The sequence below is a fragment of the Micromonospora sp. NPDC005707 genome (assembly GCF_040631005.1).
Taxonomy (GTDB): Bacteria; Actinomycetota; Actinomycetes; order Mycobacteriales; family Micromonosporaceae; genus Micromonospora.
In genome coordinates this window covers 169,316-181,162 of record NZ_JBEXYR010000004.1, presented here as the reverse complement: position 1 = coordinate 181,162, position 11,847 = coordinate 169,316, and the positions used below count along the sequence as shown (strand labels likewise).

Annotated in this window: 12 protein-coding genes; 1 reads left to right on the top strand and 11 read right to left on the bottom strand. The window is 73.4% G+C overall.

What is annotated here, in order from left to right; translation table 11 throughout:
* Window position 1: 1 nt before the first annotated feature.
* The 4 genes from ABZ452_RS08640 to ABZ452_RS08625 form a co-directional block, all read right to left on the bottom strand.
* Window positions 2-1,915: a DUF5941 domain-containing protein gene (locus tag ABZ452_RS08640; protein WP_357941049.1), complete on the bottom strand. Its 1,914-nt coding sequence runs from the start codon at window positions 1,913-1,915 to the stop codon at window positions 2-4.
* A gap of 38 nt (window positions 1,916-1,953) precedes the next feature.
* A complete protein-coding gene (locus tag ABZ452_RS08635) occupies window positions 1,954-2,697 on the bottom strand; it encodes an ABC transporter ATP-binding protein (protein WP_357940399.1) in 744 nt (247 codons plus the stop codon).
* Complete coding sequence (locus tag ABZ452_RS08630; protein WP_357940396.1) at window positions 2,698-3,525, bottom strand: ABC transporter permease; 828 nt, start codon at window positions 3,523-3,525, stop codon at window positions 2,698-2,700.
* Window positions 3,526-3,592: 67 nt separating this feature from the next.
* Window positions 3,593-4,963 (bottom strand): L-serine ammonia-lyase, encoded by a 1,371-nt coding sequence (locus ABZ452_RS08625; protein ID WP_357940394.1) that lies wholly within the window; start codon window positions 4,961-4,963, stop codon window positions 3,593-3,595.
* A 303-nt stretch (window positions 4,964-5,266) separates the two neighbouring features.
* Here ABZ452_RS08625 and ABZ452_RS08620 point away from each other — a divergent pair, with 303 nt between their 5' ends.
* Window positions 5,267-5,476, top strand: a complete 210-nt coding sequence (locus ABZ452_RS08620; protein ID WP_355639028.1) for a PspC domain-containing protein — start codon at window positions 5,267-5,269, stop codon at window positions 5,474-5,476.
* Between the two features lie 46 nt (window positions 5,477-5,522).
* Here the strand turns inward: ABZ452_RS08620 and ABZ452_RS08615 are convergent, their stop codons facing one another.
* From ABZ452_RS08615 to pdxH, 7 genes are all read right to left on the bottom strand, one after another.
* Complete coding sequence (locus ABZ452_RS08615) at window positions 5,523-6,287, bottom strand: DUF4230 domain-containing protein (protein ID WP_357940391.1); 765 nt, start codon at window positions 6,285-6,287, stop codon at window positions 5,523-5,525.
* A 100-nt stretch (window positions 6,288-6,387) separates the two neighbouring features.
* Window positions 6,388-7,548: an acyl-CoA dehydrogenase family protein gene (locus tag ABZ452_RS08610; RefSeq protein WP_357940389.1), complete on the bottom strand. Its 1,161-nt coding sequence runs from the start codon at window positions 7,546-7,548 to the stop codon at window positions 6,388-6,390.
* A 31-nt stretch (window positions 7,549-7,579) separates the two neighbouring features.
* On the bottom strand, window positions 7,580-7,885 hold the full coding sequence (locus ABZ452_RS08605) for a type II toxin-antitoxin system VapB family antitoxin (protein ID WP_073839113.1): 306 nt from the start codon (window positions 7,883-7,885) through the stop codon (window positions 7,580-7,582).
* A gap of 131 nt (window positions 7,886-8,016) precedes the next feature.
* Window positions 8,017-8,619 (bottom strand): nitroreductase family protein, encoded by a 603-nt coding sequence (locus tag ABZ452_RS08600; RefSeq protein WP_357940387.1) that lies wholly within the window; start codon window positions 8,617-8,619, stop codon window positions 8,017-8,019.
* Between the two features lie 2 nt (window positions 8,620-8,621).
* Window positions 8,622-9,551: an aldose 1-epimerase family protein gene (locus ABZ452_RS08595; protein ID WP_357940385.1), complete on the bottom strand. Its 930-nt coding sequence runs from the start codon at window positions 9,549-9,551 to the stop codon at window positions 8,622-8,624.
* Window positions 9,552-9,677: 126 nt separating this feature from the next.
* Window positions 9,678-10,982: an MFS transporter gene (locus ABZ452_RS08590; protein WP_357940383.1), complete on the bottom strand. Its 1,305-nt coding sequence runs from the start codon at window positions 10,980-10,982 to the stop codon at window positions 9,678-9,680.
* The gene (gene pdxH, locus ABZ452_RS08585) at window positions 10,979-11,608 is read right to left on the bottom strand and encodes a pyridoxamine 5'-phosphate oxidase (RefSeq protein ID WP_357940381.1); all 630 of its coding nucleotides are present in this window, start codon (window positions 11,606-11,608) and stop codon (window positions 10,979-10,981) included. The genes ABZ452_RS08590 and pdxH overlap by 4 nt, the downstream gene beginning before the upstream one ends.
* Window positions 11,609-11,847: the final 239 nt, after the last annotated feature.

Sequence of the window (11,847 nt, the reverse complement as noted above, 5' to 3'; positions counted from 1 at the left end):
GTCAGCCCGGCGAGCGGTCACCCCCACGGGCGCGGGCCGGCAGGACCACCCAGGCGAGGACCACACTCGCGACAAAAACCACGAGAAGGTACGCACCGAGTGTAGCCAGAGCGATGCTCGCAATTCCGGCGATTGACCCGACGGTCAGCAGCGCCGAACGCCCCTCCCAGCCCAGCGTGGCGGCGTGCAGCGGCGGGGCCACCTGCCGCTTCTCCAGCCGCGCGGTCAGGTCGTAGTGGTGCAGGGTCAGCACGAAGACGTACCCGAAGATCAGCCACGGCGGCACCCGCCCGGCCACCCCGACGGCGATCGCGAACAGATACTCGCCGGCCCGCAGCGCCGCCGGAACCAGCCAGTCCAACGGCCCGTCGTGCGTCGCCCGCGCCCCCTGCGCCGCGGTGAGCAGGCCCACCAGGGCGGGTCCGAGCGTCCACGCGGGCAGGTCGCCGCCGCGGTGCACCGCGAGCAGCGCCCAGAGCAGGAGGACCGCCGCCACCACGGCGCCGAACGCGGCCAGCGCCAGCGGTCGCCGGGCCACCGGCAGCGTCCGGGCCAACGGCCCATCGTCGCGGTGCAGGCCGGTGTCGACCGTGCTGAGCACCGGCACCCGCATCCACCGCGCCCGCAGGGTGCGCAGGGCCCCGGTGTACGCGAACGCCAGCACCCCCCACACCAGCACCGCGCACAGCGCCACGAGCGGCCCGAACAGCGCTGCGGCCACCGCCATGAGCGCCCACCGCTCGCCGATCGGGAAGACCACGCTCCGCTTGAGCCAGTAGGACACCGAGCCGGTGTCCGCCTGCACCTTGGTGGAGGCGGCGTTCAGCTTCCCGCCGATGCCGCCCGCGTCGCCCGTCGACGTGCGGGGCCGGCGGGCCGCCTCGTCGTGCAGCACCCCGTACCAGGTGTCGGTCATGTGGCGCACGGTCTGCAGGGTCATGGCGGCGATCGCCAGGGCCCAGCCGTAGCGGAAGCCGGCGTGCGTGGCGCCGTAGCCGAGACCGGCGTAGACCACGTACTCCTTGGCCCGGTCGGCCATCGTGTCGAGCCAGCCGCCCCAGGCGCTGAAGTGCCGGGTGTAACGGGCCAACTGGCCGTCCACGCAGTCCAGCACGAAGCCCAGGTAGAGCAGGATGCCACCGGCCACCAGCGCAAACCGGCCGCCGACGCCGAAGAGCACCGCCGCGGCCACCGCGAAGGCCACCGAGATCATGGTGACCGCGGTCGGGCCCAGGCCGATCCGGGCGGCGGCCTTCGTCACGTACGGGGACCAGGTGCTGACGAAGAACGTGGTGAAGAAGTCGTCCCGCTCCTTCACCGACAGCTTCAGCTCGGCCCGGTCCTCGTCGACGGCGGCCACAGCCGCCTGCGCCGCGGCCAGTTCGGCCGGATCGCCGACCCGGTGCGCCACGAGCAGGCGTACCCGGTGGGCGAAGACCAGGGTGCCGCAGCCGACGAGGCCGGCGACGGTCTGGTCCAGCGCGGACGCCGGGCCGTCCGGGGCCGGCGCCGCGCCGCCGGTCGCGGATCCGGCCACCGCGCGGGCCGCGTCGGCGAGCGCCGGCAGGTCGGCCGGACCGGCCCGCAGCGCGCCGCCGAACACGCCGGTCGCACCCGCCGGGTCGTCCACCGCCACCACCTGGCCGCGCTCCTCTCGGACGGTCGCCTGCCCGGCGGCCGGCGGATCGGTGAGCACGAGGGCCACCGTCGGCCCCACCGGGCTGGTGGCCAGGTGCTTGAGTACGGCGGTGTGCGCCACCAGGTCGGCCCCGCTGACCAGCACCGGCCCCGTGGCGGCGGCCACCAGGTCGGCCAGCTCGGACAGGTCGCCGGCCACCCGCACCTCGTCCGCCCCGGCCCGGCGCCACTGCCCGGCGAGCCGGTCGGCCAGGCGCTCCCCGGCGTCGGTGGTCAGGCCCGCGGCCGGCCCGGCGGCGAGCACGATCGCGAGCGTCACCGCTGCGTCGCGCCGGCGTACGCCTGCAGCGCCTCGTCGATCGTCCCGTCGACGGTCAGCCGGCCGGCGTCGAGGTAGAGCCCCCGACGACAGAACCGGGCGAGGTCCTTTTCGTTGTGTGACACCAGCACCAGCGTGCGCCCTTCCGCGAGAAGTCGCTCGATGGTCGCATAGCACTTCGCACGGAACTCGGCGTCCCCGACCGCGGTCACCTCGTCCACCAGCAGCACGGGATGCGGCAGGTGGGAGATCACCGCGAAGCCCAGCCGCACCTTCATCCCCGACGAGTAGTGCCGGACGGACGTGTCGATGGCGCGTTCCACCTGCTCACCCGCGAACGAGACGATCTCGTCGAAGTGCTTCCGCAGGTACGCCGCCGACAGTCCGTGCAGCCCGCCCACGAGGTAGAGGTTCTCCCGGCCGGTCAGGTCGCCGGAGAAGCCGGCGGAGAGTTCCAGCAGTGGCGCCACCCGGCCGTGGACGCGGATCGCGCCCTCGTCGGGGATCAGCACTCCGGCGATCAGCCGCAGCAGGGTGCTCTTGCCGGTGCCGTTGCGCCCGACCACGCCGACCGTCTCGCCCGGCTCGAGCCGGAACGACACGTCCCGCAGCGGCCAGAACCGGCCGGCGTCCGGGTCGCGGGAGCCCCGGTGGATGAGCAGTTCCCGCAGCCGGAGCTGGCGGCGGCGGTTGCGGACGAACCGGATGCCGAGCCCGTCCGCCTCGATGATCGCCGCCATTCACAGTTCCTTGAGCACGGCCGGTTCGAGGCGGCGGAACGACCACCAGCCGACCGCGAACACCAGCACGCTGCCCGCCACGGTGACGGTGAGCAGCCGGGCGTCGGGGAACTCGTCCGGATACCAGATCGCGTGGTGCAGCTGGAAGATCCCGACCAGCGGGTTCAGCTCGTACGCGATCTTCAGCCAGCCCGGCATGCCCGAGTCCCGCACCAGGTTCAGCGGGTAGATGATCGGGGTGGCGTAGAAGAGCACCCGGATGATCAGCCGCATGAAGCGCTCGATGTCGCGCATCAGCACGTTGCCCGCCGACAGCAGCAGCGCGAGCCCCACCAACAGGACGAACTGCACCACCACGGCCAGCGGCAGGGCGAGCAGCGTCCAGCCGAGGCGGATCCGGCCGTGGCCCACGTAGAGGGCCGCGATGGCGGCCAGGATGGGCAGGCCGGCGAGATACTCGGCGAACCGGCCGGTGACCCGGCCGATCGGGAAGACCTGCCGGGGCAGGTTCATGGTGGTGATCAGCCGGGCCTGCCCGGTCAGCGCGTTGGCCGCCTCGGTGAGCGCCGAGCTGGCCCACATCCAGGCGAAGATCCCGGTGATCAGGAACAGCGGGTACGACTCCGCCGCGTCGCCCAGGTGCCGCCGGGTGGCGCCGGAGTAGAGCACGCCGAAGACGAACCAGTAGATCAGGCCCATGCCGAGGGGCTCGATGAGCGACCAGAGATAGCCCAGCACGGACTGCTGGTATTTCACCGCGAGATCACGCCGGACCAGGATGCGCAGCGAGGTGCGGGCGGACCAGAGCGCGGCGACGCCGGACGTCACCGTCCCATCCTCGCCCCGTGGGCCCCGGCCCGGCGTGCGGACCCGCCAGGTCACCCCTTCGGGTTCGTCAGCACTCGATCACGTTGACCGCGAGACCGCCCCGCGCCGTCTCCTTGTACTTGATCTTCATGTCGGCGCCGGTCTCCCGCATGGTCTTGATGACCTTGTCCAGCGACACGGCGTGCACCCCGTCGCCGCGCAGCGCCAGCCGGGCCGCGGTGATCGCCTTGATGCTGGCGACCGCGTTCCGCTCGATGCACGGGATCTGCACCAGGCCGCCGACGGGGTCGCAGGTGAGCCCGAGGTTGTGCTCCATGCCGATCTCGGCCGCGTTCTCCACCTGCTGGGGCGTGCCGCCCAGCGCCTCGGCCAGCCCCGCGGCCGCCATCGAGCAGGCCGACCCGACCTCGCCCTGGCAGCCGACCTCGGCCCCGGAGATCGACGCGTTCTCCTTGAACAGCACCCCGATGGCGCCGGCCGCGAGGAGGAAGCGGATCACGCCCTCCTCGGAGGCGTCCGGCACGAACCGGGTGTAGTAGTGCAGCACGGCCGGGATGATCCCGGCGGCGCCGTTGGTCGGCGCGGTGACCACCCGGCCGCCCGCCGCGTTCTCCTCGTTGACGGCGAGCGCGAAGAGGGTGACCCAGTCCATGGCGTGCAGCGGGTCGGTGGCGCCGGCCTCCGCCTCCAGGCTGCGGCGCAGCTCGGCCGCCCGGCGGCGCACCTTCAGCCCGCCCGGTAGCACACCGTCGTGAGCGCAGCCGTTCTCGACGCACTCCCGCATCACCCGCCAGATCTCCAGCAGCCCGGCCCGAACGTCCGCCTCGCTGCGCCAGGACAGCTCGTTGGCGAGCATCACCTCGCTGATCGAGAGCCCGGTGGCGGTGGTCACCGACAGCAGCTCCGCGCCGGTGAGGAATGGGTGGCGGACCCGGGTGCTGTCCGGCTTGATCCGGTCCGCCCCGGCGGCCGCCTCGTCGACCACGAACCCGCCGCCGACGGAGTAGTAGGTGCGTGCCCGGACCTGCTGCCCGGCCGCGTCGAAGGCCGCGAAGGTCATCCCGTTCGGGTGGTACGGCAGGGACCGGCGGCGGTGCATCACCAGGTCCCGGTCCGGGTCGAAGCCGATCTCCTGGCTGCCCATCAGGCTGAGCCGGCGCTGCGCGCGGATCCGCTCCACCCGCGGCCCGACCGAGTCGGTGTCGACCGTCTCCGGGATCTCCCCCTCCAGCCCGAGCAGCACGGCGCGGTCGCTGCCGTGACCGTGACCGGTGGCGCCCAGCGAGCCGAACAGCTCGGCCTGCACGCGCACGACGTCGGCGAGCTGGCCGTCGGCCTTGAGCCCGGCCACGAACGTCCGGGCGGCCCGCATCGGGCCCACCGTGTGGGAGCTGGACGGCCCGATACCGACGCTGAAGAGGTCGAAAACACTGATCATGGCTGCACTTTCCTCGCCGTCGTCCCCGTCGTGCGGGTCCGGCCCGGTGTGTGCCGCTCCCCGGTGCGGGAGGCGGCGGGCGGCACCCGGGGTGTGGGCGCCCGACCGGCGAGCCTACCCTCCGCACCTGCCGTCAACCCACCGTCACCGGCTGACCGGCCGGTGAATCGATCATGGCCGGCCGGGGTAAAGCACCTACGGGTTCCCGGGTCGCCGATCCTCCTCGGGACCGAGGGCGGGAGGCGCGTCCGTTCCTACCGTGGAATCAGCGCGGCGGATCGCCGCAGAAGTGGGAGTTCGACGATGAGTCGCAAACTGGTCCGGCCCCGCCAGGGGCGCATGTTCGCCGGCGTCTGCGCCGGCCTGGCCCAGCGGTTCGGCATGTCGGCCGGCATGGTCCGGCTGCTGTTCCTGCTGTCGCTGCTGCTGCCCGGCACGCAGGTGATCGTCTACCTGATCCTCTGGGTCCTCATGCCGAACGAGGACCGCTACCTGGCCACCAGCCGCCACTGACCCGTGCCGCCCGCCCCGGGACCAACCGGGGCGGGCGCCGCCGGCGTCAGGGCGCCGTGTAGGTGACGGTCACCTTCTGGTAGCCGAGGGAGCGGAGCAGCCCCTCCAGCATCTTGCGGGTGTTCTCCTCGGCCCGGGCGGTGAGCCCGCTGTCGCGGGCCGCCGCCGTGATCCGGTCCTCGGCGAGATGGTAGACCTGCTGCTGCCGGTTGGGGTCGCCGCCGACCAGGTCGTTCAGCCGGTTGATGAGGCCGCGCTGCTCGGCGAAGACGTAGCTCTTGTCCATGTCCAGGTCGGTCTCGCCGAGCTGCGGCGCGGGCAGTTTGATCTCCACGGACTTGCCGTCGTCGGAGACCACCACGGCCCCGTCGGCGATCTTCGCGAAGTCGACGTACGCCTCGATCCGGCCCGCCCCGACGAAGAGCGTGCGCTCGTTGAGCAGGAAGTCGGGCACGTTGCGCCGGTCCTTCTGCACGTCGACGACCACCTGGAAGTTGCCCTCCGCGGCCACGTAGCGGCTCAGGTCGCGGATCGACTTGAGCAGCGGCGGCTGGCTGCGGTCGGTCTGCTCCTTGGCGAACGGGTTGCGGAACTCCGGCAGCAGGCCGGTCGCCTGCACGCCGAGCAGCACCACCACGGCCAGCGCGGCCGCGCCGAGCACCCAGAGCAGGCCCCGCACCGGCCCCCCGGACGGCGCCGGGGCACCGGGCCGGGTGTCGTCCGGAACGTCCGACCGGGCCCGGAGGGACTCGCCGGTCGGGTATTCCGGGAACTCCCGGGTGGGCTCGTTGATGTCACCGTCGCGGGCCATCGCCCCTCACCGTCCTCGTCAGACACATCGACTGAGAATGACGGTACGGCCACCGTGCGACAGTCGCTCGTCGAGCGACCGGATCGGGTGAATCCGCAGCTCAGGCGAACGCGGACAGCCCGGTCAGCCGCTGCCCGATGACCAGCTGGTGGATCTCCGAGGTGCCCTCGTAGGTCAGCACGCTCTCCAGGTTGTTGGCGTGCCGCATCACCGGGTATTCGCCCGAGACGCCGTTGGCGCCCAGGATGGTCCGGCACTCCCGGGCGATGGCCAGGGCCTCCCGGACGTTGTTCAGCTTGCCCACGCTGACCTGCTCCGGGCGCAGCTTGCCGGCGTCGGCCAGGCGCCCCAGGTGCAGCGCGAGCAGCAACCCCTTGTTCCACTCGACGGCCATGTCGGCGAGCTTGGCCTGGGTGAGCTGGAAGCCGGCCAGCGGCCGGCCGAACTGGGTCCGGGTGGTCGCGTAGGACAGGGCGGTCTCCAGGCAGTCCCGGGCCGCGCCGAGCGCGCCCCAGACGATGCCGTGCCGGGCCTCGGTGAGGCAGCTCAGCGGCGCCTTGAGCCCGATCGCCTCGGGCAGCCGGGCCTCCGCCGGCAGCCGCACGTCGTCGAGGGCGATCTCGCCGGTCAGCGACGCGCGCAGCGACATCTTGTGCCGGATCTCCCGCGCCGTCACCCCGGGCGTGTCCATGGGTACGGCGAAGCCGCGGACGCCCTCGTCGGTGCGCGCCCAGATCACCCCGACGTCGGCGATCGGCGCGTTGGTGATCCACAGCTTGGTGCCGCTGAGGATCCAGTCGTCGCCGTCACGCCGGGCGCGGGTTGCCATCGAGGCCGGGTCGGAGCCGTGGTCCGGCTCGGTCAGCCCGAAGCAGCCGATCGCCTCGCCGGCCGCCATGGCGGGCAGCCAGCGCTGCTTCTGCTCCTCGCTGCCGTAGCGCCAGATGGCGTACATGGCCAGGGAACCCTGCACCGACACCAGCGAGCGCAGGCCGGAGTCGCCCGCCTCCAGCTCCAGGCAGGCCAGCCCGTACGCGACGGCCGACGCGCCGGCGCAGCCGTAGCCGGTGAGGTGCATGCCGAGCAGGCCGAGCTTGCCGAACTCGCTGGCCAGCTCGCGGGCCGGGACGTGGCCGTCCTCGTACCAGCCGGCGACGTGCGGGCGGACCCGGTCGTCGACGAGCTGGCGCACGACGGCCTGGATCTGCCGCTCCTCCTCGCCCAGCGACGCGTCGATGTCCAGCAGGTCGAGAGGGGTCATGGCGTCACCTTAACGAAGACTCAGGGGCGCGTCACTCGGGCTGACCGCTGAGCACCAGCACCCGGGCGTGGATCTGGTTGCGCTGCTGGAGCGCCGCGCGCAGCGCCCGGTGCAGGCCGTCCTCCAGGTAGAGGCCGCCGTTCCACTGCACCACGTGCGGGAAGAGGTCGCCGTAGAAGGTGGAGTCCTCGGCGAGGAGCTTGTCGAGCGCCAGCTCCCGCTTGGTGGTGATGAGCTGGTCCAGCCGCAGCGGACGCGGCGGGATCTCGGCCCACTGCTTGAGCGTGAGGTTGTGTTCCGGGTAGGGACGCCCGTCCCGGACCGCCCTGAAGATCACGGCACGCTCCCCTCCCCCCGGCCGGGCCGATGATGTCGGTGCCAGCCTAGCCGCACGCGCCACACCGCGTTTTACTCCCTCATGTCGGTTTCGCTACCGCCGATACCCGGGCCGGACGCGCTGAACCACCCTCAATTCCAGCGACCCCGCCGGACCACCTCGTCCACCGGCCGGCGGCCGCGCCGCAACGATGGTGACCGGTGATCGGGTGCCCGATAACCTACCGTGACCGCGCCGATCGGGTGGTACTCCGCCGGCACCCCGAACGCCTCCCGGTACGCCTCGATCCGCTGCGGCGGGATGCCGAAGAAGCAGGCGCCCAGCCCCTCGTCCACGGCGGTGAGCAGCATCAGCAGGGCGGCGAAGCCGGTGTCGACATACCAGTAGGGCACGGGCCAGCGGTCCTCGGAGCGGTCCGCCCAGCCCTTGTCCGGCTCGGCGTACCGGTCGAGGTACGCGGACCGGTTGGCGTGCGGCACCACGATGAGCGGGGCCTTGCGCATCCCGGCCAGCCAGCGTTCCCGGCCGCCGCCACCCGGGGTGGCCGCCGCCCAGAACCGCTCCCGGTCCGCCGGCTCCTCCAGCACCAGGAAGCCCCAGCCCTGGGCGAACCCGGCCGACGGGGCCCGGACGGCGTGGTCCAGCAGCCGGTCCACCACGTCGGGCGGGACCGGGCGGTCCGGGTCGTAGTTGCGGACCATCCGGCGGCGCCGGACGACCTCGGCGAACTCCACGCTCAGACCCCGGGCCGGATGCCCCACGTGCCCCGCCAGGTCTGCGCGGGGGCCAGCGTGATCAGGTCCCGGCCGGAGCGGAACGCGTCGGCCGGGCAGGTCATCGGCTCGACCGCCACCGAACGCCGGTGCCGCTCCCCCGTGAGGGTGTCGCCGGTGAAGACCTGCCACCAGCCGAACTCGCCGTCGGCCCAGATGTGCACCGCCGCCGAGCCGTCCGGGGCCGCCAGGGTCACCGACGAGCCGCCGTCGGCGTCCCGCACCACGTCACCGAAGGCCACGTCGAGCACCGCGGCGCCGATCGCGCGGGGCTCCGTGTAGTCGTACTCGGAGCCGGCCACGCCGGTCGCGGCCACCGGCAGCAGCCGGTTGTCCAGCAGCACCCGCGTCCGCCCCGGCACCCGCATGGTCAGCTCGTCCACGCCGACCTTCGGCAGCTGCAGGTAGGGGTGCACCGAGAAGCCGAACGGGGCCGGCTCGCCGGACAGGTTGGTCACCTCGTGGTCGGCGCGCAGCCCGTCCGCCCCGACGCTCCACCGGCTCCGCAGCCGCAGCGCCCACGGGTAGCCGGGACTGGGCGGCAGCTCGTAGCCGAGCGTCACGCTCTCCGGCGACTGCTCGACGAGCTGCCACCGCACCCAGTTGACCAGGCCGTGGATGGCGTTGTGCCGGGCCGGCTCGGTCAGGTCGAGCTGCAACGACCGGTCACCGAAGGTGTAGACGCCGTCCCGGATCCGGTTCGGCCAGGGCGCCAGCACGTGACCGGCCGAACCCGGGCAGAGCTCGTCCGCCTCGTACCCGTCGAGGTAGTCGATCCCGTCGTGGCGGTAGGTCCGCAGGCCACCGCCGACCTCGACCACGACGGCCTCGTGGCCGTCGGCCGCGATGGTCCACTGTGTGCCGGACGGGGACGGGCGCGCGTCGGTCTCCATGCCGGCGACCTTAGCCCGTCGCCCCGACGCCGCGAGGGGATGCCGGCCGGCGTCCCAGCCGGCGGCCCACCCGGCTCGCCGGAGGCGACCCCGGCCACCGGGAACGGCGCCGGCCGGCGTCCGGCGTCAGGACCGCTCCCGGTCGGTGGCCTGGGCGGCGGCCCGGTAGCGGAGCAGCGCCGGGAAGATCGCGACCAGCGCGACGGCGAGGACAGCGGAGGCCAGGCCGCCGGCGACCATGGCGACCCCGGTGCCGAATCCGGCGGCCATCGTGCCGGCCCGCAGGTCGCCCAGGCGCGGGCCACCCGCGACCACCACCGTGTTGACGCCCTGGAGCCGGCCGCGCATCCGGTCCGGCGCGTAGACCAGCAGCATCGACTGCCGCAGGGTCGCGCTCACCAGGTCGGCGGCGCCGGCCAGGCCGAGCAGCGCCACCACCAGCCAGAGCTGGCGGGCCAGCCCGGCGGCGGCGATCGCCACGCCCCAGCCGACCACGGCCACCGACAGCGCGAGCCCCTGCCGGCGCACCCGGCCGATCCAGCCCGAGGTGAGGCCGCCCAGCATCGCGCCGATGGCGATGGCGCTGTAGAGCCAGCCGACCGCCGCCCCGCCGCCGAAGCGTTCGTGCGCCAGCTCGGGGAAGAGCGCCCGGGGCATGGCCAGGATCATCGCGATCAGGTCGATGGCGAAGGAGAGCAGCAGCACCGGCGTGGTGGCCAGGTAGCGGAGCCCGTCGACGATGCTGGCCAGCCCCGCCTTGCGCGGCGTGCCGTCGCCGTCCGGATCCGGCTCGGGCGGCATGGCGGGCAGCCGCAGGGTGGCCCAGAGCGACACGGTGAACAGCAGCCCGTCCACCCCGTACGCGATCGGCAGCCCCACGTCGGTGGGCCAGGTGGCGAAGATCAGCCCGGCGGCGAGCGGCCCGAACACCGAGGTCGCCGTGAACGTGGTGAAGTTCAGCGTGCTGGCCGCCGGCACCAGCTCGGCCGGCACCAGGCGGGGCAGGATCGCGCTGCGGGTCGGCGACGTGATCGCGAACGCGATCGACTGCACCGCGACCAGGGTCAACAGCAGCACCGGGCTGCCCACCCGCAGCAGCGACTGGAGCAGCAGCGCCAGGGTCGACGCCCAGAGCAGGGCGCCCCCGCCCAGCAGCACCCGCCGCCGGTCCCGGGCGTCGGCGACCGCCCCGCCCCACAGCCCGAAGACCAGCAGCGGCAGGAAGCCGGCGATCCCGAGCAGGCCGACCCAGAACGAGCCGCCGGTCAGGTCGAACATCTCCACCGGCACCGCCACGGCGGTGAACTGGAAGCCGAACATCGCCACGGCGTTGCCGAGCCACACCCGGCGGTACGCGGGCACACCCAGCGGACGCAGGTCGATCGCCCAGCGGCGCGCTCCGCGCGGCCGGGCCTCCTTCACCCCCGTCACGGGGCCAGCCGCTCGATGACCCAGGCGCCGTCCCCGGTACGCCGGAACCGCAGCCGGTCGTGCAGCCGGCTGGCCCGGCCCTGCCAGAACTCCACCGTCTCCGGCCGCACCCGGAACCCGCCCCAGTGCGGCGGCGCCGGGATCTCGTCCACGTCGGCGAAGCGCTCGGCCGCCGCCCGGTACGCCGCGTCGAGCGCCGCCCGGTCCGGGACCACCCGGGACTGGGTGCTGGCCCAGGCGCCGAGCTGGGAGCCACGCGGCCGGGCGGCGAAGTACGCCTCGGTCTCGGCCCGGTCGACCCGGGTCACCCGACCGGTGACCGTCACCTGCCGGTGCATCGGGAACCACGGGAAGACGAGGCTCGCCCACGGGTTCGCGGTCGCCTCGCCGCCCTTGCGGGAGCCGTAGTTCGTGAAGAAGACGAACCCGTCCGGGTCGTACCCCTTGAGCAGCACGGTGCGGCCGCTCGGCCGCCCGTCGGCGTCGGCCGTGCCGACCACCATGGCGTTCGGTTCGGGCAGCGGATGCGCCACCGCGTCGGCGAACCAGCGGGCGAACTGGGTGTGCCAGTCCGGCGCGAGATCCGATTCGGAAAGGCCCAGGTCGGCGGCGTACTCGTTACGCATACCGGCCGGGGCAGGTGTGTCACCCGTCACTCTCGTCGTCCCTCTCCCGGGGATGCCGGCGTCCCCCGACGCTGGCCAGGCCCCGCCACCCAGTCTTCTCCAGCCCGTGAGCTTGTCCACCGGCGGGGATGTCATGTGGCGCACAGTCGCTGCGGGTCGCGGAGCCGGTTACCGAGCAGGCAAGATGTTCCGAACACATCCCTGAGGGGTCGCCCAAACCGCGGGCCCGTCCAGCCCGC